The organism is Micromonospora sp. WMMC273, assembly GCF_027460285.1.
Classification (GTDB): domain Bacteria; phylum Actinomycetota; class Actinomycetes; order Mycobacteriales; family Micromonosporaceae; genus Micromonospora; species Micromonospora aurantiaca.
Genome location: NZ_JAPZBE010000001.1, coordinates 270811 through 294260, shown reverse-complemented (window position 1 = coordinate 294260; position 23450 = coordinate 270811). Strand labels below are relative to the sequence as shown.

General features: G+C 73.4%; 25 protein-coding genes. 12 read left to right on the top strand and 13 right to left on the bottom strand.

Annotation, left to right across the window (positions count from 1 at the left end; genetic code table 11):
• Positions 1–109: 109 nt before the first annotated feature.
• Entirely contained in the window at positions 110–1066 is a 957-nt protein-coding gene (locus O7611_RS01495; protein ID WP_269696073.1) for a DMT family transporter, read from the bottom strand.
• A 108-nt stretch (positions 1067–1174) separates the two neighbouring features.
• Here O7611_RS01495 and O7611_RS01490 point away from each other — a divergent pair, with 108 nt between their 5' ends.
• Positions 1175–1870, top strand: coding sequence for an HAD family hydrolase (locus tag O7611_RS01490; RefSeq protein WP_194798730.1), 696 nt, complete (start codon positions 1175–1177; stop codon positions 1868–1870).
• A 58-nt stretch (positions 1871–1928) separates the two neighbouring features.
• Here the strand turns inward: O7611_RS01490 and O7611_RS01485 are convergent, their stop codons facing one another.
• Both O7611_RS01485 and O7611_RS01480 read right to left on the bottom strand, forming a co-directional pair.
• Entirely contained in the window at positions 1929–2462 is a 534-nt protein-coding gene (locus tag O7611_RS01485; protein ID WP_194798731.1) for a hypothetical protein, read from the bottom strand.
• A gap of 10 nt (positions 2463–2472) precedes the next feature.
• Positions 2473–3342 (bottom strand): PhzF family phenazine biosynthesis protein, encoded by an 870-nt coding sequence (locus O7611_RS01480; RefSeq protein WP_194798732.1) that lies wholly within the window; start codon positions 3340–3342, stop codon positions 2473–2475.
• Positions 3343–3375: 33 nt separating this feature from the next.
• Here O7611_RS01480 and O7611_RS01475 point away from each other — a divergent pair, with 33 nt between their 5' ends.
• The 4 genes from O7611_RS01475 (at position 3376) to O7611_RS01460 (ending at position 7697) form a co-directional block, all read left to right on the top strand.
• Positions 3376–4662: a magnesium transporter MgtE N-terminal domain-containing protein gene (locus O7611_RS01475; protein WP_194798733.1), complete on the top strand. Its 1287-nt coding sequence runs from the start codon at positions 3376–3378 to the stop codon at positions 4660–4662.
• Positions 4655–5263, top strand: a complete 609-nt coding sequence (locus O7611_RS01470; RefSeq protein ID WP_194798734.1) for a DUF1003 domain-containing protein — start codon at positions 4655–4657, stop codon at positions 5261–5263. The genes O7611_RS01475 and O7611_RS01470 overlap by 8 nt, the downstream gene beginning before the upstream one ends.
• A gap of 74 nt (positions 5264–5337) precedes the next feature.
• Complete coding sequence (locus O7611_RS01465) at positions 5338–6486, top strand: Mrp/NBP35 family ATP-binding protein (RefSeq protein ID WP_013473894.1); 1149 nt, start codon at positions 5338–5340, stop codon at positions 6484–6486.
• Between the two features lie 107 nt (positions 6487–6593).
• On the top strand, positions 6594–7697 hold the full coding sequence (locus tag O7611_RS01460; RefSeq protein ID WP_194803567.1) for an IS30 family transposase: 1104 nt from the start codon (positions 6594–6596) through the stop codon (positions 7695–7697).
• A 96-nt stretch (positions 7698–7793) separates the two neighbouring features.
• Here the strand turns inward: O7611_RS01460 and O7611_RS01455 are convergent, their stop codons facing one another.
• Together O7611_RS01455 and O7611_RS01450 are read right to left on the bottom strand one after the other, a co-directional pair.
• On the bottom strand, positions 7794–8210 hold the full coding sequence (locus O7611_RS01455) for a preprotein translocase subunit TatB (RefSeq protein ID WP_194798735.1): 417 nt from the start codon (positions 8208–8210) through the stop codon (positions 7794–7796).
• Positions 8211–8282: 72 nt separating this feature from the next.
• The gene (locus tag O7611_RS01450; RefSeq protein WP_194798736.1) at positions 8283–9587 is read right to left on the bottom strand and encodes a S1C family serine protease; all 1305 of its coding nucleotides are present in this window, start codon (positions 9585–9587) and stop codon (positions 8283–8285) included.
• A gap of 212 nt (positions 9588–9799) precedes the next feature.
• Between O7611_RS01450 and O7611_RS01445 the strand changes: the two genes are divergently transcribed.
• On the top strand, positions 9800–10450 hold the full coding sequence (locus O7611_RS01445; protein WP_082171245.1) for an O-methyltransferase: 651 nt from the start codon (positions 9800–9802) through the stop codon (positions 10448–10450).
• A 66-nt stretch (positions 10451–10516) separates the two neighbouring features.
• Here O7611_RS01445 and O7611_RS01440 read toward each other — a convergent pair whose 3' ends face one another.
• Together O7611_RS01440 and O7611_RS01435 are read right to left on the bottom strand one after the other, a co-directional pair.
• Positions 10517–12016 carry a leucyl aminopeptidase family protein gene (locus tag O7611_RS01440; RefSeq protein WP_194798737.1) on the bottom strand — a complete coding sequence of 500 codons (1500 nt, stop codon included), beginning with the start codon at positions 12014–12016 and terminating at the stop codon, positions 10517–10519.
• 145 nt (positions 12017–12161) lie between these two features.
• Complete coding sequence (locus O7611_RS01435; RefSeq protein WP_013283866.1) at positions 12162–12329, bottom strand: DUF3117 domain-containing protein; 168 nt, start codon at positions 12327–12329, stop codon at positions 12162–12164.
• A 190-nt stretch (positions 12330–12519) separates the two neighbouring features.
• Here O7611_RS01435 and O7611_RS01430 point away from each other — a divergent pair, with 190 nt between their 5' ends.
• Together O7611_RS01430 and O7611_RS01425 are read left to right on the top strand one after the other, a co-directional pair.
• Positions 12520–13338, top strand: a complete 819-nt coding sequence (locus O7611_RS01430; RefSeq protein ID WP_018788949.1) for a PaaX family transcriptional regulator — start codon at positions 12520–12522, stop codon at positions 13336–13338.
• A 3-nt stretch (positions 13339–13341) separates the two neighbouring features.
• Complete coding sequence (locus tag O7611_RS01425) at positions 13342–14133, top strand: enoyl-CoA hydratase/isomerase family protein (protein WP_194798738.1); 792 nt, start codon at positions 13342–13344, stop codon at positions 14131–14133.
• A gap of 28 nt (positions 14134–14161) precedes the next feature.
• On the opposite strand, the gene O7611_RS01420 is transcribed toward O7611_RS01425, so the two are convergent.
• The 5 genes from O7611_RS01420 to O7611_RS01400 all read right to left on the bottom strand — a co-directional run bounded on the left by O7611_RS01420 (position 14162) and on the right by O7611_RS01400 (position 17415).
• Positions 14162–14914: an SDR family NAD(P)-dependent oxidoreductase gene (locus tag O7611_RS01420; RefSeq protein WP_194798739.1), complete on the bottom strand. Its 753-nt coding sequence runs from the start codon at positions 14912–14914 to the stop codon at positions 14162–14164.
• 66 nt (positions 14915–14980) lie between these two features.
• On the bottom strand, positions 14981–15604 hold the full coding sequence (locus O7611_RS01415) for a hypothetical protein (protein ID WP_194798740.1): 624 nt from the start codon (positions 15602–15604) through the stop codon (positions 14981–14983).
• A 36-nt stretch (positions 15605–15640) separates the two neighbouring features.
• Positions 15641–16225 carry a DNA-3-methyladenine glycosylase I gene (locus tag O7611_RS01410; protein WP_194798741.1) on the bottom strand — a complete coding sequence of 195 codons (585 nt, stop codon included), beginning with the start codon at positions 16223–16225 and terminating at the stop codon, positions 15641–15643.
• A 51-nt stretch (positions 16226–16276) separates the two neighbouring features.
• Positions 16277–16777 (bottom strand): SRPBCC family protein, encoded by a 501-nt coding sequence (locus tag O7611_RS01405; protein WP_194798742.1) that lies wholly within the window; start codon positions 16775–16777, stop codon positions 16277–16279.
• The gene (locus O7611_RS01400) at positions 16774–17415 is read right to left on the bottom strand and encodes a DivIVA domain-containing protein (protein WP_194798743.1); all 642 of its coding nucleotides are present in this window, start codon (positions 17413–17415) and stop codon (positions 16774–16776) included. Before O7611_RS01400 ends, O7611_RS01405 begins: the two co-directional genes overlap by 4 nt.
• A 152-nt stretch (positions 17416–17567) precedes the next feature.
• Between O7611_RS01400 and folP the strand changes: the two genes are divergently transcribed.
• On the top strand, positions 17568–18437 hold the full coding sequence (gene folP, locus O7611_RS01395) for a dihydropteroate synthase (RefSeq protein ID WP_194798744.1): 870 nt from the start codon (positions 17568–17570) through the stop codon (positions 18435–18437).
• Between the two features lie 17 nt (positions 18438–18454).
• Here the strand turns inward: folP and O7611_RS01390 are convergent, their stop codons facing one another.
• Positions 18455–18832: an NADH-quinone oxidoreductase subunit A gene (locus tag O7611_RS01390; protein ID WP_030273665.1), complete on the bottom strand. Its 378-nt coding sequence runs from the start codon at positions 18830–18832 to the stop codon at positions 18455–18457.
• A gap of 125 nt (positions 18833–18957) precedes the next feature.
• Between O7611_RS01390 and O7611_RS01385 the strand changes: the two genes are divergently transcribed.
• The 3 genes from O7611_RS01385 (at position 18958) to O7611_RS01375 (ending at position 23441) form a co-directional block, all read left to right on the top strand.
• Entirely contained in the window at positions 18958–20370 is a 1413-nt protein-coding gene (locus tag O7611_RS01385; RefSeq protein ID WP_269696072.1) for a hypothetical protein, read from the top strand.
• Positions 20371–20566: 196 nt separating this feature from the next.
• Positions 20567–22414, top strand: a complete 1848-nt coding sequence (locus O7611_RS01380; RefSeq protein ID WP_194798746.1) for a 2-oxoacid:acceptor oxidoreductase subunit alpha — start codon at positions 20567–20569, stop codon at positions 22412–22414.
• Positions 22407–23441 carry a 2-oxoacid:ferredoxin oxidoreductase subunit beta gene (locus O7611_RS01375; protein WP_194798747.1) on the top strand — a complete coding sequence of 345 codons (1035 nt, stop codon included), beginning with the start codon at positions 22407–22409 and terminating at the stop codon, positions 23439–23441. The genes O7611_RS01380 and O7611_RS01375 overlap by 8 nt, the downstream gene beginning before the upstream one ends.
• Positions 23442–23450 lie beyond the last annotated feature (9 nt).

Here is a 23450-nt window from a genome sequence, read left to right as displayed (position 1 = left end):
AGCACTCTCGTGCAAACCGGACGGCCCGGTGGCCGGAACGGCGCGACTTCGCCCCGACCGGCGCGGCGGCCGGCTCGCGGCCGCGAGTGCCGCGGTCGAGGCCCGTCGCTCAGTCGCCGAGCGGGGTCGGGTCGGCGGGGGCCGCGACCGGTGCGGCACGGCGACCGGCCCGCGCCCCGCCGAGCACCACCACCGCCACGCCGGCCAGCAGCAGCGCCAGGCCCGGCAGCGCCAGCGGCCGGGGCAGCTGCCCCAGCCACACCCAGCCGATCAGCGCCGCGCCGGGCGCCTCCAGCAGGATCAGCACGCTCACAGTGGTCGCCGAGACCCGGTGCAGGGCGTAGTTGAACATCGAGTGGCCGAGCAGTTGGGCGCCCGCCACCAGGCCGAGGATCGCCAGCCAGGTCGGGCCGTCGAAGCCGTGCAGGCGTACCCCGCCGACCAGGCACACCACGAGCAGGATCACCGCGCAGACGCCGTAGCAGACGGTGGTGTAGGTGGTGGTGCTGATGCTGGCCCGGGCCCGCTCGCCGAACGCGGTGTAGACGGCCGCGAACAGGCCGCCGACCACGGCGAGCAGGTCACCGGCGAACGCCCGGCCGGAGACGCCGAAATCGGCGCCGGTGGCGAGCACCGCGCCGAGCACCGCCACCCCGATGCCGGCCCACACCGCCCTCGGCAGCCGCCGCCCCTGCCCGCGGGCGATCAACCCCTGCCACACCGGCTGCGTGGCGCCGAGCGCGGTCGCGGCCGCCACCGAGGTGAGCTGCGCGCTCGGCATCCAGGTGGCGAAGTGGGCGGCAAGGGCGACCCCGGAGAGTACGCAGTAGAGCCCTTCGCGCCGGCCCGGGCCGACGGTCAGCGCGCGGAGTTCGGCGCGCCGCCGGATCAACGCGACCGGGCCGAGGACCGCCGCCGACAACGCGGTACGCCAGAACGCCACCGCCAGCGCCGACGCGGCGGCGAACGCCACGAGCGGCGCCGAGGACGAGACCGAGGCGACGGCCAGGGCGAGCGCGCCGACCGTCAGCGCGTCGAGCGGCGGGCGATGCGGAACGGTAGGCACGAACGGTAATCCTCACACGGGCACCCGACCGACACGGAACGTCAGCACTCCGTTACGATCATGCGCGTCCCGGCGATCCTCCCCCTCGACGTCCGGAGGCGTTCCCTCATGCTCCGATTCCAGGCGGTGCTGTTCGACTTCTTCGGCACCCTGACTCACGGCGTACGGCGCGGAGCCGCCCACCGCGCCACCGCCGACATGCTCGGCTGCTCCACCGAGGCCCTGGTGGAGGTGCTGGACAGCAGCTTCTACGAGCGGGCCAGCGGCTCCTTCGGGAACGCCGAGTCGACGATGCGCTGGGTGTGCGCCCGGCTCGGCGTACACCCGTCCGACGCAACCGTGCGCGCCGCCGTCGCCACCCGGCACCGGGCCGTACGCGCCGACACCCGGCTGCGTGCGGAGGCGGTGCCGGTGCTGGCCGCGTTGCGCCACCGGGGCGTCCGTACCGGGCTGGTCAGCGACTGCACGCACGAACTGCCGGCGTTCCTGCCGCAGCTCGCCGTCGCACCGCTGCTCGACGCCCAGGTCTTCTCGGTACGCCTCGGACGCTGCAAACCGGACCCGGCGCTCTACCTGGCCGCGTGTTACCGGCTCGGCCAGTCCCCGGCCGACTGCCTCTACGTCGGGGACGGCGACAGCCAGGAACTGACCGGCGCGGAACGGGCCGGGCTGAGCGCGGTTCGGCTGGCCGCGCCGGATCTCGCCGACCACGTGGTCCTCAACGCCGACCACGGCTTCGACGGGCCGTCGCTGACCTCACTGACGGACGTGCTCGACCTGCTCGACCCGGTCCCCGTCGCCTGACCCGGCTCAGCGGCCGCGACCCGCTCGCTGGACGCGGCTCGGCCCGTCGGGCGCGGCGTCAGCGGCGGCGGACGCGGTGCAGGCGGAACGGCTTGCGGACGGCCCGCACCACAGGGGCCGGTCGGGGCTGCTCACTCAGCGAGCCGTCCGGCAGGTCCGCGCCGGTCACCGCGGTGCCGGCGGGCGCGAGCCGGTTGAGCGCGCACCCCTGCGCCGCCCACCGCTCCACCAGCTCGGCGGCGGAGCCCGAGGCGTTGAGCCGCTTCGCCGCGACCAGCGGCGCGACGGTGTCCCACTCCTCGGTGCCGGGTCGCAGCCGGGTCACCCGCGCCGGCCAGGTGACGATCCGCCCGCCGTGGTCGCCGCGCAGCGTCACGTCAGCCGTGTCGCTGTCGGCGAGCCCTGGTGCGGCCTGCTCGCCGGGGCCGGTGACCACGAGCAGGGTGCCCTCCAACGGCAGGCACCACAGCGCGTAGGCCGGGCCACCGGCGGTGCTCACCCAGCAGACCGCGGCCTTCTTCACCGCCTCGTCCACAAGCGGCGGCGTCACCCGCTCGTCCACCTCGTCACTCACCCCGCCATCCTGCCCCATCCCTCGCGGGTCAGCCGATGAACGGGGGGACGGTGATCTCGCCTCGGGCCACCGGCATGACCTGGCCGGAGACGGTCGCGCCCACCGCCAGCCCGCCGGACGCGGTCACCGTGCAGGCGAGCGTCGACGGGCGGTTGATCTCGATGCCCTGCCGGACCGTGTACTCCGCGCGGCCCTCGCCGGGCAGCAGACCGCTGGCGACCAGCCACACGCCCAGTCCCAGGGCGGCCGAGCCGGTCGCCGGGTCCTCCGGTACGCCGAGCCCCGGCACGAAGACCCGGGCGTGCGCGGTTTGCGAATCGGGCTCCCAGGAGAAGAGGCTGACGTGCTCCACTCCGTACCGCTGCGCCGCCGTCGTGTTCAACCGTGCCCGGGCCACCGCGTCCGGGCGTACCGGAAGGTAGGGGAATTCGAGGCCGCACCCGGCGACCCGCGGTGGCGGGCCGACGTGGTCGGGGCCGGTGAGGCCGACCATCTCCAGCAGCGGCTCCGGGTCGAGTTCCGGGCCGAGCGTGGGCGTGCCGCCGGTGAGCGTCGCGCCGGTGGCTGTCACCTCGATCGGCAGGACGCCGGCGCCGCACTCCTGGGTGATCCGGCCGGCGCCGAAGACGCCGCGCCGGCTCGCGGTCACCGCCGCGCCGACGCTCGGGTGCCCGGCGAAGGGCAGCTCGTCGGCCGGGGTGAAGATCCGGGCCCGGTAGGTGGCGCCCACCTGCGTCGGCGGCAGCACGAAGACCGTCTCGGACAGGTTGAACTCCAGCGCGAGCGCCTGCATCTGCTCGGTGGCCAGCCCTTCCGCGCCGAACACCACGGCCAGCGGGTTGCCGGCGAACGGGCGGTCGGTGAAGACGTCCACGATCTCGTAGCCCAAGGTCGACATGTTGTTAGAGACTAGGCCCTTAGGCTGGTGGCCGTGAGCACGCCGAACCGGGTCTACCTCGCTCGACTCGCCGGAGTCGCCGTTTTCGACCCCAACGGCGACCAGGTCGGCCGCGTCCGCGACGCGGTGGCCCGGATGCGGGCGACCCAGCGACCGCCGGAGGTGGTCGGTCTGGTCGCCGAGATGCCGATGCGGCGGCGCATCTTCCTGTCCATCAACCGGATCACCTCCATCGACACGGACGCGGTGGTGCTCGGCAGCGGCACGCTCAACCTGCGCCGGTTCGAGAAGCGCCCGAACGAGCTGCTGGTGCTCCAGGAGCTCCTGGACCGCCGGGTCCAGCTCGACAGCGGGCAGGCCGGCTCGGTGGTGGACGTGGCGATGGAGTCCAGCCGCGGCGGCGAGTGGGCGCTGAGCCGCGTCGCCGTGCGCGAGCACACCGGCCGGCTCACCCGCCGCGGCCACCTCCACCAGGTCGACTGGGACCGGGTCCGCGGGCTGGGCGCGGTCGGCGACAACCGGGGTACGGCGAACCTGCTCGCCGTCCTGGAGGACATGCGCCCGGCCGACCTGGCGAACGCCCTCCAGGATCTGCCCGACGCCCGGCGCAACGAGGTGGCCGCCGCGCTCGACGACGAACGCCTCGCCGACGTGCTGAGCGAGCTGCCCGAGCGCGACCAGGTGGAGATCCTGGCCGCGCTGGACCGTCAGCGCGCCGCCGACGTGCTGGAGGAGATGGAGCCGGACGACGCGGCCGACCTGCTGAACGAGCTGCCCCCGCCGGAGCAGGACGTGCTGCTGGACCTGATGGAGCCGGACGAGGCCGACCCGGTACGCCAGTTGCTGCGCTACGCCTCCGGCACCGCCGGCAGCGTGATGACCTCGGAGCCGGTGATCCTGCCGCCGGACGCCACGGTGGCCGAGGCGCTGGCCCGGATCCGGGAGGCTCAGCTGTCCCCCGCGGTGGCGGCACAGGTCTTCGTGGCCCGTGCTCCGCTGACCACGCCGACCGGCCGCTACCTGGGTATGGTGCATTTCCAGCGGTTGCTCCGCGAACCGCCGGCCGACCTGCTCGGCGGCATCGTGGTGAACGACATCGACCCGCTGCGCACGTCGACGCCGCTGCCCGAGATCACCCGCCGGATGGCCACGTACGACATGGTCGGGATGCCGGTGGTGGACCGGAACAACCGGCTGGTCGGCGCGGTGACAGTGGACGACGTGCTGGACCACTCCCTGCCGCGCGACTGGCGGGACCGGGACGCGGCCTCCCCCTCGTCCGCCACCGACGACGGCACCCTGGACGGCGACGATGAGTGATCAGCGACGCGGCGACCGGCTCGACCAGCCGCGCGCCCCGCGGAGCCTGCACCTGCCGCGGATCGACGCGGAGACGTTCGGCCGCTGGGCCGAGGGCATCGCCCGGGGCATGGGTACGGCGAACTTCCTCGTCTACATGACGCTGATCCTGGTGGCCTGGTTCCTGTGGAACACGCTGGCGCCGGCGAATCTGCGCTTCGACCCGTACACCTTCACGTTCCTGACCTTGATCCTCTCCCTGCAGGCGTCGTACGCGGCGCCGCTGATCCTGCTCGCGCAGAACCGGCAGGCGGACCGGGACCGGATCGCGCTGGACGAGGACCGGCGGCGGGCCACGCTGCAGAAGGCCGACACGGAGTACCTGGCCCGGGAGATCGCCGCGCTGCGGATCGCGATGGGTGAGGTGGCGACGCGGGACTTCCTGCGCTCGGAGCTGACCCGGCTGGGTGAGGAGCTGGACGAGGCGGCCGAGCGGCGGCGCAAGCTGGAGCGGCGGCAGCAGGAGCGGGAGGGCCGCCGGACGGGCGGCGGCGAGCCGCTGGACGAACCCCGGGACGATCTTGACGGCGACTACGCGCGGGACGGCCGCTACGAGGGCTGACCGCGGCCATCGAATCGCTCACACCGCCCCCGCCAGCGGCGGTGGCCGATGACCCGCGACGTAGCATTGCGGGCATGTCAGCACCCGTCAGCACCGTCTCCGACGCGATCCAGGCCGCCCTGGCCACCGTCAACGACCCGGAGATCCGCCGGCCGATCACCGAACTCGGCATGGTCCAGTCCGCCGAGCGTGGCGAGGACGGCGTGGTCCGGGTGGAGCTGCTGCTCACCGTGGCCGGCTGCCCGCTGAAGGACAAGCTGCGCAGTGACATCACCGCCGCCGTGGGCGCGGTACCCGGCGTGAGCGGTGTCGAGATCATCTTCGGGGTGATGAGCCCGGAGCAGCGCCAGGAGCTCCAGTCGAAGCTGCGCGGTGGCGGCGCCACCGCCGAGCCGGTGATCCCGTTCGCCCAGCCGGGCTCGCGGACCCGGGTCTACGCGGTCGCCAGCGGCAAGGGCGGTGTCGGCAAGTCCAGCGTCACCGTCAACCTGGCCGCCGCACTGGCCTCGCGCGGCCTGTCGGTGGGCGTGGTGGACGCGGACATCTACGGCCACTCGGTGCCGCGGATGCTCGGCGCCGACGGCGCGCCGACCCGCGTCGAGGACATGATCATGCCGCCGCAGTCGCACGGCGTGAAGGTCATCTCGATCGGCATGTTCACCCCCGGCAACGCCGCGGTGGTCTGGCGCGGGCCGATGCTTCACCGGGCGCTTCAGCAGTTCCTCGCCGACGTCTACTGGGGTGACCTGGACGTCCTGCTGCTCGACCTGCCGCCGGGCACCGGCGACATCGCGATCTCGGTGGCCCAGTTGCTGCCGAACGCGGAGATCCTCGTCGTCACCACGCCGCAGGCGGCCGCCGCCGAGGTGGCCGAGCGGGCCGGCGCGATCTCGCTGCAGACCCACCAGCGGGTGGTCGGCGTGATCGAGAACATGTCCTGGCTGGAGATGCCGGACGGTTCCCGGATGGAGGTCTTCGGGGCCGGTGGCGGCGCGGCGGTGGCCGAGTCGCTGACCCGCACGATCGGCGCGCAGGTGCCGGTGCTGGGGCAGATCCCGCTGGACACCCGGGTCCGCGAGGGCGGCGACGCCGGTCAGCCGATCGTGCTGGCGCAGCCGGACGCCCCGGCCGCGAAGGCCCTGTTCGAGGTCGCCGACCGCCTGGCCGTACGCCGCGAGTCGCTGCTCGGCAAGCCCCTGGGCCTCAAGCCCGCCGGCCGCTGACCCCGCCTCCGCTCCCGCCGCTCCCCGTCCCCGGGCCGGCCCGGGGACGGGGCCGGGGTCGATCATGAGGTTGACGGTCGCCGGGGCGGGGCGGTTTCTAGGCTTCAGTGCAACTGATCTTGGTTGGGCTGGAGGGGCTGGTGGCGAGGCCGGGTGTGATGACGTTCGGGCATCGGCAGGTGTTGGAGCATCTGTGGGGGTCGGGTCGGACGATCTCGCAGATCGCGGAGGTTCTCGGGGTGCCGGTGTGCACGGTGTCGCGGGAGGTGGCGCGGAACAACAGTGCGCGGCACGGGACGAAGAACCCGCTCGGGCGGTCACTGCCGTCCGGGCGGGCTCGGCGTCCGTATCGGTGGGGGTATCAGGCGCAGTGGGCGCAGCGGCGTTCTGACGGGGCCCGGCGGCGGCCGGTGGTCTCGAAGTTGGCGGCGGGCACGCGGCTGCGGCAGGTGGTGGCGGGGAAACTGGCGCGTAGGTGGTCTCCGAAGCAGATCGCCGCGTGGTTGCGGGCCACGTTCGCCGACCGGCCGGAGTTGCAGGTGTCCCACGAGACGATCTACCAGGCGATCTATGTGCAGTCGCGGGGCAGCCTGCGGGCGGAGTTGACCCGGCAGGTGGCGCTGCGCTCGGGTCGCACCCAGCGGCGCCCGCAGTCGCGGGCCGCGGGTGCCGCCCGTAGTCGGCGGCCCTGGATCGGGGACCTGCGGATCAGTAACCGGCCGGCTGAGGCTGCCGACCGGGCGGTGCCCGGGCACTGGGAAGGTGACCTGGTCATCGGCAAGGCCGGAGCCTCGGCGATCGTGACCCTGGTGGAACGGACCACCCGCTATGTGATGCTCGGCGCGCTGCCTCACGGCCGCGACAGCGAAGCCGTCATCGGTGTCCTCACCGCCCTGGCAGCCCGCATGCCGGCACACCTGCGCCGGTCGCTGACCTGGGACCAAGGCACGGAAATGGCCACCCACCCGGTGTTCACCGTCGCCACCGGCTGCCCGGTCTACTTCTGCGACCCCCACAGCCCCTGGCAACGCGGCACCAACGAGAACACCAACGGGCTCCTACGCCAGTACTTCCCCAAAAGCAGCTACGACTTCCGCGCCATCGACCAGCGCGGCCTGGACCACGTCGCCCACGAACTCAACACCCGGCCCCGCGAAACGCTGGGCTGGAACACCCCAGCCCAACGCCTCGCACAACTCATCACCACCTGACGATTGCACTCACCCCTTGACCCCGCCCGGCGTGTCGCGCCGTCAACTTCATGATCGACGGCGCGATCGGGGGACGATCGGCGGGAGGGCGCTCGGTCAGGTGGCGTCGTCGTAGGACGGGCGGGGGGCCGGCGGCGCGGGGGTGGGGGTGCTGGTCGCCACGCTCGGGGTACGCAGGTCGGCGGCCTTGGCGACGTCCTTCAGCTCGTCGTGCACGCCTGTGACGTCCGAGCGCAGGTTGTCGTACATGCTCTGCAGCGGCTTGCGGATCGCCTGCTCGTCGTCCTCGCTGAGCAGGTGCTTGCGGATGAACGCCTTGGGGTGCAGATCCTCCAGCTGGATGTCCGTACCCAGCTCGCGGCTCAGGTCACCGGTCGCGTTGCGCGCCATGTTGCGCAGGTTGCGGACCATGCGGAGGCCGTCGCTGATCACGTTGGGCAGCCGATCGCCGAAGATCAACAGCGCCAGGAGCAGCAGGACGCCGATCTCCCACCAGTTCAGGTTCTCGAACACCGCGGCCTCCTCGTCCGTGTCAGGGCCAGACTACGCACGTCAGGTGACCATCGGGGAGGGGGTGACGGGTCCTCACTTCGCATCCGCGGCGAGCGTCACCGACGCGTTCTGCCGCGCCGACCCGCGCCGGTACTCGACTGTCACCACGGAACCGGGTGCGTACTTGCGCACCAGGGCCACCAGGTCGGTCGGATCGGTCATCGGATGGCCGTCCAGCCGGAGCACCACGTCCCCGGTACGCAGTCCGGCCGCCGCCGCCGGACCCGCCGGCTCGACCGCGTTGAGGCGTACCCCGCCGCCGGTGGCGCCGGTGCCGCCCACCTGGGCGCCGATCACCGTACGCCGGGCCTTGCCGGTGCCGATGATGTCCTCGGTGATCCGCTTCGCCTGGTTGATCGGGATGGCGAAGGCGAGGCCGATGTTGCCCGCCTCCTGCCCGTCGGCCACCAGCGACTTGATCGTGGAGTTCACGCCGACCACCCGCCCGGCGCCGTCCACCAGCGGGCCGCCCGAGTTGCCGTGGTTGACGGCGGCGTCGGTCTGGATCGCCGCGTAGTAGCGGGTCGGCCCGCCCGGCTCGCCGGCCTGCATGGTCCGGTCCAGCGCGCTCACGATGCCGGCGGTGACGGTGTTGGCGAGCGACAACGGCGACCCGATGGCGAGCACCGGGTCACCGACCGCGAGCGCGTCGGAGTCGCCGAACTGCACCGGGGTCAGCCCGCTGCGCGAGACCTTGATCACGGCGAGGTCCGACTCCGGATCCTGCCCGACCACGGTGCCGGCGGCGGTGCTGCCGTCGTTGAACACGACGGTGGCCTTGCCGGGGCCGTCGGCGACCACGTGGTCGTTGGTGACGATGTGGCCCTCGCTGGTCACCACGAAGCCGGAGCCCTCGCTGGTGCCGCCGAGGCTGACCACCCGGATGGTGACCACGCTGGGCAGGACCCGCTCGGCCACCCCGGCCAGCGACTCGGGCTTGCGCTGGGCCAGCGCCGGGGCCTGGCCGGACTGCGCGCCGATCGTCGGCACGTCACCGCCGCGCAGGAACGCGTACGTCAGGGCGCTGCCCAGCGAACCGGCCAGCAGGGCCGTGACCAGGGAGATCAGCACCACCTGGCGCATCCCCGGCCGGGCCGGCAGGTCCGGGTCGGTGACCGGTTCCGGCTCCCCCGCCCCCGGTGCCGGCGCCGCCGGAACCACCACGGCGGCGGGCGCGTACGGGTCGCGCCAGGGGTCGGCCAGCGCGTCGGACCACCACGGCGACGCCGTCCGACCCGACGCGTCCTGCGGCGGTCGTCCGGACGCCGGCCCACCCGGCACCGGCGATCCGCCGGGCCGCCGCCAGTCCCAGCCGTCGGTCACGTCGGTGCCTCCCACTTCGTCCCGCTGGCCCCGCGCCGGCGGCCGGCGGAGCCGGACGACAGTGACGCGCGGGACCCATCCAGGATTACACGGATGACGCGAACGGGGTCAGGGGTTGCCCTCCGTGAGCACTCCACGGCGGACTCGCGGCTGCGCCGCTACCGGCCCGCCTCTACGCTCACAGTGCATACCGCCCCTCGCACCAGTCCGCCCCTCGGAGGTGTCCCATCGCCACGGTCGCCGGTCACGGCAGTTCGACGGCCCAGGCGCTCCACTTCGCCGAGTCTTTCGTCACCGAGGATCTCGTGCTGCGCACGGCCCGCGCCCTCGCCCACGAGGTGGGGGTGGAGGCGGTCACGCCCGGGTCGGGTGCCGCGCTGCGGCTGCTCGCCGCCGCCGGCAACGCCCGGGCGGTGGTGGAGATCGGCACCGGCACCGGGGTGAGCGGCGTGTGGCTGCTGCGCGGCATGCGCCCCGACGGTGTGCTCACCACGATCGACGTCGAGGTCGAATACCAGCGCATCGCCCGGCGGCTGTTCCAGGAGGCGGGCTTTCCGTCGGGGCGTACCCGGATCATCACCGGCCGGGCCCTCGACGTGCTGCCGCGGCTCGCGGACGGCGCCTACGACCTGGTCTTCGTGGACGCGGTAGCGACCGGCTTCGCCGCGTACGTGGACGCGGCGCTGCGGCTGCTGCGCCCCGGCGGCGTGCTCGCGCTCAACGGCGCGCTGGCGGCCGGCCGGATCGGCGACCCGGCCGCGCGGGACGCCGAGACGGTCACCGTGCGGGAGACCATCAAGGCGATCCGCGAGTCGGAGCACTGGGTGCCCGCGCTGCTGCCGGTCGGCCACGGCCTGCTCGCCGCCGTGAAGGCCTGACGAGGCCGGCTCAGCCCAGCGTGCCCTGCACGCCTGACTCAGGCCGGCGTGCCCTGCACGCCTGACTCAGCCCAGCGTCGCCAGCCAGCGCAGCAGCCCGCGCACACCCCAGCCGGTGGCGCCCTTGACCAGCTCGCCGTGCGTGTCGTCGGACCACGACGGCGCGGACATGTCCAGGTGCGCCCATCGGTCCCGCAGGTCGCCGGTGAACTCCCGCAGGAACAGCGCGGCGACCACCGAGCCGGCGCCCTGCGCCGGGGAGCTGTGCAGGTCCGCGATCTCGCTGGCCAGGTATTCCACGTAGTCGTCGGCGAGCGGCATCCGCCAGGCCCGCTCGCCGGCCGCGGTGATCGCGTCGAGCAGGCGGGTCGCGAGCGCGTCGTTCTCGCTGTAGAGCGCGGCGTGCCGCTTGCCCAGGGCCACGGCGTTCGCGCCGGTCAGCGTCGCCAGGTCGATCAGCAGGTCGGGCTTCAGCTCGTGGACCGCGTACGCCAGCGCGTCGGCGAGCACCAGCCGGCCCTCGGCGTCGGAGTTGGTGCTCTCGCTGGTCAGCCCGCCGTAGTGCCGGATCACGTCGCCGGGGCGGTACGCCGAGCCGCTGACCGAGTTCTCGGCGAGCGGGGCGAGCGTGGTGACCCGGACCGGCAGGCCCAGGTCGGCGGCGCCGAGCGTCGCGGCGATCACCGCGGCGGCGCCGGCCATGTCCTTTCGCATGAGCTTCATGGCCGGCACCGGCTTGATCGAGATGCCGCCGGTGTCGAACGTGATGCCCTTGCCGACGAGCACCACGTGGGTCCGCGCGTCATCGGGCCGCCAGTCCAGTTCCACCAGGCGCGGGCCGCTCGCGGAGCCGCCGCCGACGGCCAGCAGACCGCCGAAGCCCTCGGCCCCCAGCTCCTCCGGGCCGCGTACCCGCAGGTGCAGGCCGGGGCGCCCGGACGCGGCCTCGGTCACCTGGGCGGCGAACCACTCCGGGTTCTTGGTGGACGAGGGCATGTTCGTCAGGTCCCGGGCGAGCCGGGTCGCCTCGGCGGTGGCCCGGGCGGCGTCGAGCGTGCCGGCGAGCGCGTCCGGGTCGTCGACGAGCACCGACACCTCGGCCAGGGCGGGCCGCTTGCCGGCCTCGGTGAGGCGGAAGCGGTACGAGCCGAGCAGCAGCCCCTCGGCGAGGCCACGCAGCGCCGCCGTCGCGTCGGCGGGAAGCGCGATGGTGATCTGCGTCTCATCCTTCGCCGCGCGGGCCAGCGCCGCGCCTGCGGTACGCCAGTCACGCTCCTCGCCGTCGCCGACGCCGAGCAGCCACAGCCGCGCCGGGGAGCCACCGGGGCGCAGGTGCTCGCGTACCTCACCGGCCGCGCCGGTGAGCCGGGTGGCGGGGAGTACGGCGGCGGCCTCGGCCCGGACGTCGCCGCCGATCGGCACGGCGGTCGGGACCAGTCCGGGTTCGGGCGAGGCGGTGGAGTCCGGCGAGATCAGGGAGTCCGGGGAGTCCGACCCTCCGGGACGGACGGGCAGGACGAGAGCGTCGGGCCCCGAGGGCCCGCTCACCAGACGAATGACCAGCACGCTGGACCGTACCTCCGAAATGGGTTGAACAGGCACATTTCGCCACGCGCCTGCCGAGGAAAGACCCTGAGCCACCGGGCACGCCGGTGGCTCAGGGTAGGACGAACCGCCCGCACGGCGGACGCCGTGCGGGACACTCCTCGAATCAGCCCGCGGCCGCCTTCAGCGCGTCACCGAGCGCGGTGGCCTCGTCGGGAGTCATCTCGACGACGAGCCGGCCACCACCCTCCAGCGGGACTCGCATGACGATGCCCCGGCCCTCCTTGGTGACTTCCAGCGGACCGTCGCCCGTCCGCGGCTTCATCGCCGCCATGTTGTCTCCCCTCAGACCTACACCAGGGTCGGTGAGTTGCCCCACAGCCACTTCGCCATCGCCATCCGCAACCATCGCGGAAGGCTCGACCAACGATTTTCCCTGATGAACACCGCCGGACCCAAACCGAAGCAGCATTGATGTAACAGCATCTAGCTTATCTTGGATAGGCCTGTCACAATGTGCGGTCATGCAGGCACGGTCGGCACTCTTCGACCTGTACGGCGACCACCTCCGGGCCCGGGGTGGCCGCGCACCGGTCGCCGCCCTGGTCAAGCTGCTCGCCCCGCTGGGGATCGCCCCACCGGCGGTACGCACCGCGGTCTCCCGGATGGTCCGCCAGGGCTGGCTGGAACCGCTCCGGCTCGCGTCCGGACCGGGATATTCGATCACCCCGAAAGCGGCTCGTCGACTCGACGAGGCGGCGTCCCGGATCTACCGGACCGGACGGCACAGCTGGGACGGGCGGTTCGATCTCCTGGTGCTCACCGCGCCCTCCTCCCGCCGGGACCGGCAGCGGCTCGCCGCGAACCTCGCCTTCCTCGGGTACGGCACGCTCGACGACTGCACCTGGGTGGCCACCCGTCCGGGTGAGGACGTCGACCTGCTGCTCGACGAGGCGGGCGTGCGCTACGAGCGGTTCACCGCCGCGCACGCGGCCGGCACACCGGGCGCGATGGGCGTGGTCCGCCGCGCGTGGGACCTGGCCGAGATCGGGCGGGCGTACGAGCGCTTCGTGGCCGAGCAGAAGCCGCTGCTCTCCGGCGTCACGGTGCGCAGCAGCGACGAGGACGCGTACGCGGCCCGGTTCCGGCTCGTGCACGCGTGGCGTACGTTCCTGTTCCGGGATCCGCAACTGCCCCCGGCACTGCTGCCCGAGCGCTGGCCGGGCACCAGCGCGGCCAGTTTCTTCGACCGGCACGCGGCCCGGCTCCGGCCGGCCGCCGACCGGTACGTCGAGCAGTGCCTCGACGCCGGCAACCGCCTCGCCCGACAGAAGGGTCGTTAGAACGTGACCGAGCCGCTGCTCGTCGACCGCACCGACGCCGTCGTCACCCTGACGCTGAACCGCCCCACGGCGATGAACTCGCTCGACGTGGCGCTCAAGGAGGCGCTCCGGGACACGCTGGCCGAGCTGGAGACCGACAGATCCTGCCGGGCGGTCGTGCTCGCCGGCGCGGGCGGCTCGTTCAGCGCCGGGCAGGACCTGCGCGAGCACGTGCGGACGCTGGAGACCTCGGACGCCGACCCGCTGGCCACGGTCCGGGCGCACTACAACCCGATCGCCGCCCGGCTGGCCAACCTGCCCAAGCCGGTCGTCGCCGCGGTACGCGGGATGGCCGCCGGGGCCGGCGCCTCGCTGGCGTTCCTGGCCGACTTCCGCATCGGCGGCCCGAAGACCCGGTTCCTGATGGCGTTCGCCGGCGTGGGCCTCGCGGCCGACACCGGCGCCTCCTGGACGCTGCCCCGGCTGGTCGGTCACGCCAAGGCCGTCGAGTTGCTGATGCTCGCCGAGCCGGTCGGCGCCGACGACGCCTGCCGGCTCGGCCTGCTGACCAGGCTGGTGGACGACGACGAGCAGGTGCTCCCGACCGCGCAGGAACTGGCCGCCCGGCTCGCCGCCGGCCCGACCGTCGCGTACGGGGCGATCAAGCGCCAGCTCTCCATCGCCGACGCGGGCACGCTCGCCGACGCGCTGGCCGCCGAGGCACAGGCGCAGGCGATCTGCGGCGCCACCGCGGACCACCGGGCCGCCACGGCAGCGTTCGTCGCCAAGCAGAAGCCGGTCTTCGAGGGGCGCTGACCGCACCGGGAACGCGTCGCGCACCCGCTCAGCGGGCCACGTAGCCGCCGTCGATCGGGATGGTGTGCCCGGTGACCCAGGCCGCGTCGTCGGAGGCGAGGAACAGGACCACGCCCGCCACGTCGTCAGCGGTGGGGATGCCGGGCTTCGGGTTGAACGACTCCATCTGCCGGCGCATCTGCTCCGGGTCCGGCGCGTTCTCGATGAAGTGCTCCACGAGCGGCGTCATCACCACGGTCGGGGCGACCGCGTTGACGCGAATCCCCCGGGCGGCGTACTCGACCGCCGCGGAACGGGTCAGCCCGACGATGCCGGCCTTGGTGAACGTGTACGGCGAGATGTTGTCCTGCGCGGTCAGCCCGGCAGTCGACGAGGTGTTGACGATCGCGCCGCCGCCGGTACGCAGCATCGCGTCGATGGCGTACCGCAACACGTAGAACACCCCGTCGCCGTTGATCCGGCGGACCTTCTCCCAGTTCGCCAGGTCCATCTCGTGCAGCGCCTGCTGCTGCCCGTCGATGCCGGCGTTGTTGAAGACGACGTCGAGCCGGCCGTACCGGCCGACCGCCTCGGCGATGCCGCGCTCGACCGAGGTGGCGTCGCCGGTGTCCACGGTCACCGCGAGCGCGTCCGGCAGGCTCGCCGCCACCCGCTCGGCGCCCTCGGTGTTGATGTCGGCGATCACCAGCTTGGCGCCCTCGGCGGCGAACCGGCGTGCCGTCGCCTCGCCCAGGCCGGACGCCCCACCGGTCACCAGCACGACCTTGTCCCGGAACCGCATGGCACCCCCTCCACCACGCCGGCCGGCGCCGGCCCCTTCCCGGACGCTACCGCCCGTGACGGGGGGTCAGTCGTCCTCTTCCGGATCCTGGTTGGCCTCGACGCCCAGCACGAACGCCTGCATGGCCAGCTCGTCGCCGTACGGCGAGACGAACGCCGGCAGCTCCCGCGGGCCCAGCTCCTGCACGTAGGACCAGAAGATCCGGACCGCCTCGGCGCGCGACGCGGCCTCGATCGGCAGGTCCAGGCTGACCAGCCAGCTGCTGCGGGCGGGCGGCGGGCCGAGCCGGTCGGCCAGCGACCGCCAGCGGGCCGGGTCGAGCGCCACGACCGGGCCGTCCGGCGCCGGGCCGTCGACCGGCACCGGCTCGTCGAGCACCCGCCGGGTGTACGTGACCACGAGCGGCCCGGCCACCGCGTCGGACTGCGGATCGTCCGGGTCCTCGGCGGTCTCGGACGACGCGGGCGCGACCCGGCCGAGCGCGACCAGCCGCAGCGGCTCATCGACCAGCACCGCCACCCGGTCGCCGGGCCGGGGGCGGGCCGCCTCGGACAGCCCGGTCAGCTCCAGCAGGTCGTGGTGCACCAGCCGCTCGGCCTCGAATCGCTCGGCGGGCAGCAGCACCGCCCAGGCGCCGGTAGTGGTCGCACCGTCTGTCGTCCCGCTCGTACGCGGCTCGGTGTCGGTCATGCCCCAATCCCATCACGCCGGAGGTGGCGCGCTCCGTCACACCCCGGCCCGGTCACCGCTCACGTGGCACTCGGCCAGGTGGTCGTCGACCATGCCGGTGGCCTGCATCAGCGCGTAGGCAGTCGTGGGGCCGACGAACCGGAAGCCCCGCTTCTTGAGCGCCTTGGCCATCGCGACGGACTCGGGGCTGGTGGCCGGCACCTCGGCGAAGGACCGGGGACGCGCGGCCCGAGGCGGGGGCGCGAACGACCAGAGCAGCGCGGACAGGCCCTCGGGCAGCTCCGACGCGGCCCGGGCGTTGGCGATCGCCGCCTCGATCTTGGCCCGGTTGCGAACGATTCCGGCGTCGGCCATCAGCCGGGTCACGTCGGTCTCGCCGTAGCGGGCCACCGAATCGATCCGGAAGCCGGCGAAGGCGTCCCGGAACGCCTGCCGTTTGCGCAGGATGGTCAGCCAGGACAGGCCGGACTGGAACGCCTCCAGCGTCAGCCGTTCGTAGAGCGCGTCGTCGCCGCGCAGCGGCCGGCCCCACTCCTCGTCGTGGTAGACGGCGTAGTCGGGGGTGCTCGCCCCCCACGCACAGCGCGGCAGCCCGTCCGCGCCGGTCACCAGGTCAGTCACGGCGTCCACGATAGGCCGGGCCACCGACAGCCCCGCCGCGCCGACCGCCGGTCAGGGCAGGCGGCCCTGCTCGACCAGCCGGGCGAACTTCTTCAGCGCCTGGGTCAGGCTGAACTTCGAGCCGGGCCAGAGCACCGGCCAGGCCACCCGGCCGGCCTTCCCGCCCGGCAGGTGGAACCACTCGTGCCAGACCACCTGCGTGCGGTCGCGGTCCATCGGGGTACAGCGCAGCACGCCGGGGCCGCGCAGCAGCTTGCCGCAGTGCACCACGCCGACCTCGTACGGCGCGTCGACCCGGACCACACGCATCTCGTCGCGGAGCACGGCCGGGCCGAGCGCGGTGACCGCCTCGACCAGGCTGCCCTCGCCACCGTCGCCCTCGACCACCCGGACCCGGGTCAGCGGGATCCAGTCCGACTGCCGCTCCCACGCGGTGAGCGCGGCGAACACCCGGTCGGCCGGCGCCTCGACGATCACCGTGGCGGTGACCTCGGCGGCACCCCGGCGGGACGCCTCGGTGAAGTCGTCGGCCGGTCTGCCGGCGCCGGTCACGCCGACTCCGAGCGGACCACCGAACCGCGCTCCCGGTCGTCGTCGGCCGGCCCGGCCGCGATCCCGTTCGCCGGGGAGACGGTGTCCTCGGTCGCCGCCGCTGCGGGGGCCTCCGCCACACCCGCCTCGGCCGGGGCGCGTCCCGGTTGCGCGTCGGCGTCGGTCCGGCCCGGCTGCCGGTCGGTGTCGGTACGGGCCGGCTGCTCCGGCGCGGACAGGTCGATCACCACCGGTTCGGGGGTGGACGGGCCGGGCGCCGGCTCGGTCTCGGGGCGGGTCGCGGCGGCCTCCTCGCGCGCCCGGCGCAGCGCGTCGGCGTCCTCGGTACGGCCGTCCCGCAAGGCCGCGTTCTCGGCCTCCAGGACGCCGATCAGCTCGGTCTTGTAGCCGATGTCGTACGCCGCCCGGCGCAGGGCCGCGTCGACCTGGCTCATCCGGTAGCCGCGCAGCGCCGTGTCGAAGCGGACGTCGGACACGTCCGACTCGTCGAGCGGACGGCTGCCGGGCAGGGGCACGGCCCGCCCGTCCGGCTCGGCCGGTGTGAGGCCCGGATCCTTGCCGGAGACCAGCACCGTCACCCCGAACACCACAGCCGCGACGGTCAGCGCGACGACCAAGAGGAGCAGAACCTCACCCATGCACAGATCGTGGCATGCGGGCCGGGATCGGGCGAGCCCTCCGGGACGTCCGGTCGGTAAATGCGTCCGGCGCACGGGACCGGCACGGGCGGCGCGGGCGGGACCGGATAGCGTCGGACCGGCCGGTGCGGTCCGGCGGCGAGGAGGCGGGCATGACCGGGGCGTTGCGGCTGGGCGGACGGACGTTCACCCCCGGTGAGCTGGTGGTGATGGCGATCGTCAACCGCACGCCGGACTCGTTCTTCGACCGGGGTGCCACCTTCGCCCAGGACAGCGCGCTGCGCGCGGTGGAACGCGCGGTGGACGAGGGCGCCGAGATCATCGACATCGGAGGGGTGAAGGCCGGGCCGGGCGACGAGGTGGACGTGGCCGAGGAGATCCGCCGGACGGTGGACACCATCGCGGCGGTCCGGTCCGCCTTCCCCGATGTGGTCATCTCCATCGACACCTGGCGTGCCGAGGTGGCCGTGGAGGCGGTAGCGGCCGGCGCGGACCTGCTCAACGACACCTGGTCGGGGGCGGACCCGGCGCTGGCCCGGGTCGCCGCGGCGACCGGCGCCGGGCTGGTCTGCTCGCACGCGGGCGGGCTCGCCCCGCGTACCCGGCCGCACCGGGCCGCCTTCGACGACGTGGTGGCCGACGTGGTCGGCACCGTCACCGGGCTGGCCGAACGCGCGGCCGGGCTGGGTGTGCGCCGGGACGGCATCCTGATCGACCCGGCGCACGACTTCGGCAAGAACACCCGGCACTCGCTGGAGATCACGCGGCGGTTGGCGGAGCTGACCGGCACCGGCTGGCCGCTTCTGGTGGCGTTGTCGAACAAGGACTTCATCGGCGAGACGCTCGACCTGCCGGTGCCCGAGCGGCTGGAGGGCACGCTCGCCGCCACGGCGGTCTCGGCCTGGCTCGGCGCCCGGGTGTTCCGCGCCCACCAGGTCCGCGAGACCCGCCGGGTGCTGGACATGGTGGCGTCGATCCGGGGCGACCGGCCGCCGGCGGCGACCCGGCGCGGGCTGGCCTGACCGGCCGGCCCGGCGCGTCAGGTCCAGCGCAGGACGCCGCGCCGCCAGGCGTAGAGGATGCCGAGCGCGACGATCGCCACGAAGACGCCCATCTCCACGACCGTGGTGGCGCCGAAGCCGGGCCGGTCGAAGACCAGCGCCCAGGGGAACAGGAACACCGCCTCGACCGCGAAGAGCACGTACAGATACGCGTAGACGTAGTAGCGGATCTGCATCTGGGCCCAGTCGCCGCCGACCGGGTCGAGACCGCACTCGTACGAGGCCCGCTTGCCCCACGGCTCGGCCGGCCGGCTCGGACGTAACACCCGGTTCGCCGAGAACGCCGTCACGAAGAAGAGCACGGCGGCGAGCAGCAGCAGACCGAGCGTGGCGTACGAGCCGAGATATCCGGTCACGACCGGAGCGTACCGGTCCCGTCCAGATGTCCCGGACACGTTACGAATTTGTTTCCTCGCAGGACTAGTGCTTGATGGCAAGTATCACCGAATAATGGGATCTCATTGATCGTCCCGGAGGACAGATGCCCCGCCCCCGCGTTGCGCCCGTTCGGCGGGTCGCGCTCCGCCGTACCCTCGCACTCCTGGCGCCAGCGCTCGTCGCGGCGCTGGTGGCGGTGGTGCCGGCCGGGGCCGTCGCTCACCCGGGACCGGCCGCCGCGCTCCGGGTGATCGAGCCCGTCGAGCCGGGCGGCGACCCCGGCGGCGAGCCGACCGAGCCCGCGCCCACCGGCGAGCCGACGGACACCGCGACGGCCCCGCCGCCCACCGAGCCACCGCCGCCTCCGACCACGCCTCCGGCGCCGGTCACCACCTCGCCGGCCCCGCCGCCGACGAGCGCTCCCGCCGAACCGGCGCCGACCACCGCCGCGCCGGCCACCACGGCACCGGCGCCCCCGCCGGTCGTGCCGCCGGTCAAGACCCCGCCGCCACCGCCGCCGCAGCCGGCCGGCGGGCCCCTGGGGGTACGCGTGACCACCGGCGACGTGGTCCTCCCGCCGGCCTACTGGAACGCCGACGCCACGGTGGCCACGCTGCTGGTGACGGTGGCCAACACGGGCGGACGGGCGGAGCGGATCAGCCTCGGCTACACGCTGCCGCCGGGGCTGACCGACGCGGGCACCCCGGGTTGCGAGCCGGCCGGCGACGGCAACCACCGCTGCGTCGGGTGGGACGCCGAGCCGGGTGCCCGGTTCAGCGCGACCATCCGGGTCCGGGTCGACGGCGACGCCTGGCGGACCATGCCGCTGGCCGGATCGATCCAGGTCACCGCCGTCGCACCCGGGGTGACCGGCGCGGCGTACGACGACGAGGGCTTCGCGGTGCTGTTCCCGCCCGGGCCGCCGGTACCCGGCATCTCGCTGCGCGCCGAGGAGGTGCTGTTCGACATCAGCGGCGCGCCCAGCACGCTCACCGTCCGGCTGGGCAACACCGGCAAGGTCGACGCCGCGGGCCGGATCGAGGTGCTCCTGCCCGAAGGGGTGACAGTGGCCGGCACCGAGAGCGGCTGCGCCCCGGTGTCGGCCGACCGGACCCGCTGCGAGCTGGGCGCACTGGCGGCCGGGCGGACCGCCACCGTACGCCTGACGTTGGCCGCCTCGGCGGAGGCGCAGCGGCGGGCGCCGCTGTCCGGCGCGGTGATCGGCCGGCTGGATCCGCGTAGCGGGCGGGACCGGCAGGTGCAGATGAGCTTCCGGATCAGCGCCGCGGCGGCGGACGCCGTCCCGCCCGGCGGGGCGCCGGCTCCGACCGGTTCGCAGGGCGTGCTCGTCGCCGCCGGCGAACGGGACCGCGACGACACCTCGGTCCGGGGGACCGCCGTCGCGCTCATCGCCGTGTCCGGTCTCCTGGTCGTGCTCGCGCTGACGCTGGCGACCCGTTCGCTGCGCCGCCGCAGCGACATCACCGTGCCGGAGCGTCCGATCACCGACCGGTGATCATGGATATGTGGTGATCTGGGTTACGGGTCCAGGTACTAAACGCTGCAAAGCAGGGCATACAGCGGCCCGATCCAGTCCCATACGTCGGACCTCGACCAAGGTGGCCCTAACGTGGCGACGTAGGCTCTGACGTGAGAATCGGAGCGGGCCGGGCCGGCGAGGGCGACGGCGCTCAGTTAAGCGAGGTGCGGGTGTGACCAAGCAGATCCGTCAGCTGGACCGGGTGGTCATCCGGTTCGCCGGTGACTCCGGCGACGGCATGCAGCTCACCGGCGACCGGTTCACCTCGGAGACGGCGCAACTGGGCAACGACATCTCCACGTTGCCCAACTTCCCCGCCGAGATCCGCGCTCCCGCCGGGACCCTGCCCGGCGTGTCGAGCTTCCAGGTGCACTTCGCCGACTACGACATCCTGACCCCGGGTGACGCGCCGAACGTCCTGGTGGCGATGAACCCGGCCGCGCTGAAGGCCAACCTGGCCGACCTGCCGCGCGGGGCGGACATCATCGTCAACACCGACGAGTTCACCCGGCGCAACCTGGCCAAGGTGGGCTACGCGGCCAGCCCGCTCGACGACGACTCGCTCGCCGGGTACGCGGTGCACCCGGTGGCGCTCACCTCGATGACGATCGGCGCGCTGGCCGAACTCGACGTGTCCAAGAAGGACGCCGAGCGGGCCAAGAACATGTTCGCGCTCGGGCTGCTGAGCTGGATGTACTCCCGCCCGTACGAGTCCACGCTGCGCTTCCTGGAGCGCAAGTTCGCGGCCCGCCCCGAGCTGGTGGCGGCGAACGTGGCTGCGTTCCGGGCCGGCTGGAACTTCGGCGAGACCACCGAGGACTTCTCCGTCCGGTACGAGGTCAAGCCGGCCAAGATGCTGCCGGGCACCTACCGGAACATCACCGGCAACGCGGCGCTGTCGCTGGGCCTGGTAGCGGCAGGCGTGCGTTCCGGGCTGCCGGTGTTCCTCGGCGCGTACCCGATCACGCCGGCCTCGGACATCCTGCACGAGCTGAGCAAGCACAAGAAGTTCGGCGTGGTCACCATGCAGGCCGAGGACGAGATCGCCGCCGTCGGTGCGGCGCTCGGCGCCTCGTACGGCGGCGCTCTCGGCATCACCACCACCAGCGGCCCGGGCGTGGCGCTCAAGAGCGAGACGATCTCCCTGGCGGTGGCGCTGGAGCTGCCGCTGGTCATCGTCGACGTGCAGCGGGCCGGTCCCTCCACCGGCATGCCCACCAAGACCGAGCAGGCCGACCTGAACATGGCCCTGTACGGCCGGCACGGCGAGGCGCCCGTCGCCGTGATCGCGCCGAAGTCGCCGTCGGACTGCTTCCACGCGGCGCTGGAGGCGGCCCGGATCGCGCTGACCTATCGCACCCCGGTGATCCTGCTGTCGGACAACTACGTCGCCAACGGCTCCGAGCCGTGGCTGCTGCCCGACGTCGAGTCGCTGCCCGACCTGCGGGTCGAGTTCGCCACCGAGCCCAACGGCGAGGACGGCACCACGTTCCTTCCTTACCTGCGGGATCCGCAGACGCTGGCCCGCCCGTGGGCGGTGCCCGGCACGGCCGGCCTGGAGCACCGGATCGGCGGTCTGGAGAAGGCCGACAAGACCGGCGACATCTCGTACGACCCGGCCAACCACGACTTCATGGTGCGGACCCGGGCGGCCCGGATCGAGACGATCCCGGTGCCGGACGTCGAGGTGGAGGATCCGGACGGCGACGCCCGCGTGCTGGTGCTGGGCTGGGGCTCGACGTACGGGCCGATCGGCGCGGCCTGCCGTGGCCTGCGTCAGCGCGGGCTCTCGGTGGCCCAGGCCCACCTGCGGCATCTGGCCCCGATGCCGGCCAACCTCGGCGAGGTGCTGAGCCGCTACGACAAGGTGGTCGTGCCGGAGATGAACCTCGGCCAGCTCGCCCACGTGATCCGGGCGAAGTACCTGGTCGACGCGATCGGCTACAACCAGGTCCGCGGCCTGCCGTTCACCGCCGCCGAGCTGGAGACGATGCTGGAAGAGGTCCTGAAGAATGTCTGAGCCCGTCGCCCTCAAGCTCACCGCCAAGGACTTCAAGTCCGACCAGGAGGTGCGCTGGTGCCCCGGTTGCGGCGACTACGCCATCCTGGCGGCCGTACAGGGCTTCATGCCGGAGCTGAACATCCCCCGGGAGAACATCGTCTTCGTCTCGGGCATCGGCTGCTCGTCGCGTTTCCCGTACTACATGAACACGTACGGCATGCACTCGATCCACGGCCGCGCCCCGGCGATCGCCACCGGCCTGTCGGTGTCCCGGCCGGACCTGTCGGTCTGGGTGGTCACCGGTGACGGCGACGCGCTCTCCATCGGCGGCAACCACCTGATCCACGCGCTGCGCCGCAACGTGAACCTCAAGATCCTGCTGTTCAACAACCGGATCTACGGGCTCACCAAGGGCCAGTACTCGCCCACGTCCGAGGTCGGCAAGATCACCAAGTCGACGCCGGTGGGCTCGGCGGACGCCCCGTTCAACCCGCTGTCGCTGGCGCTCGGCGCCGAGGCCACGTTCGTGGCCCGGACGATCGACTCGGACCGCAAGCACCTCCAGTCGGTGCTGCGGGCCGCCGCCCAGCACGAGGGTTCGGCGTTCGTGGAGATCTACCAGAACTGCAACATCTTCAACGACGGCGCGTTCGACCCGCTGAAGGAGCCGGCCACCCGGGACGACTTCCTGATCCGGCTGGAGCACGGCCAGCCGATCACGTTCGGCAAGGACGGGCAGTTCTGCGTCGTCCACCCGCCCGGTGGCTTCGGGCTGGAGGTCCGGGAGACCGCGAACACGCCTGCCGACCAGATCGTCGTGCACGACGCGGGCGTGGCCGACCCGGCGTACGCGTTCGCACTGTCCCGCCTGCCCGGCCTGGACCTGAGCAACACCCCGATCGGGGTGTTCCGGTCGGTCGGCCGCCCTTCCTACGACAGCGTGGTGCAGGAGCAGGTCGCGGCCGCCAAGGCCACCGTCGACAAGACCCCGGAGGAGCAGCTCGCCGCGTTGCTCGGCAGCGGCGACACCTGGACGATCCTCTGATCCGCCGCT

Bases quoted from the DNA above. Each gene is read 5' to 3' on its own strand.
- O7611_RS01490 (WP_194798730.1), top strand. From the start codon at position 1,175: ATGCTCCGATTCCAGGCGGTGCTGTTCGACTTCTTCGGCACCCTGACT.
- O7611_RS01485 (WP_194798731.1), bottom strand. From the start codon at position 2,462: ATGGGGCAGGATGGCGGGGTGAGTGACGAGGTGGACGAGCGGGTGACG.
- O7611_RS01480 (WP_194798732.1), bottom strand. From the start codon at position 3,342: ATGTCGACCTTGGGCTACGAGATCGTGGACGTCTTCACCGACCGCCCG.
- O7611_RS01470 (WP_194798734.1), top strand. From the start codon at position 4,655: ATGAGTGATCAGCGACGCGGCGACCGGCTCGACCAGCCGCGCGCCCCG.
- O7611_RS01465 (WP_013473894.1), top strand. From the start codon at position 5,338: ATGTCAGCACCCGTCAGCACCGTCTCCGACGCGATCCAGGCCGCCCTG.
- O7611_RS01435 (WP_013283866.1), bottom strand. From the start codon at position 12,329: ATGGCGGCGATGAAGCCGCGGACGGGCGACGGTCCGCTGGAAGTCACC.
- O7611_RS01430 (WP_018788949.1), top strand. From the start codon at position 12,520: ATGCAGGCACGGTCGGCACTCTTCGACCTGTACGGCGACCACCTCCGG.
- O7611_RS01420 (WP_194798739.1), bottom strand. From the start codon at position 14,914: ATGCGGTTCCGGGACAAGGTCGTGCTGGTGACCGGTGGGGCGTCCGGC.
- O7611_RS01415 (WP_194798740.1), bottom strand. From the start codon at position 15,604: ATGACCGACACCGAGCCGCGTACGAGCGGGACGACAGACGGTGCGACC.
- O7611_RS01400 (WP_194798743.1), bottom strand. From the start codon at position 17,415: ATGGGTGAGGTTCTGCTCCTCTTGGTCGTCGCGCTGACCGTCGCGGCT.
- folP (WP_194798744.1), top strand. From the start codon at position 17,568: ATGACCGGGGCGTTGCGGCTGGGCGGACGGACGTTCACCCCCGGTGAG.
- O7611_RS01385 (WP_269696072.1), top strand. From the start codon at position 18,958: ATGCCCCGCCCCCGCGTTGCGCCCGTTCGGCGGGTCGCGCTCCGCCGT.
- O7611_RS01375 (WP_194798747.1), top strand. From the start codon at position 22,407: ATGTCTGAGCCCGTCGCCCTCAAGCTCACCGCCAAGGACTTCAAGTCC.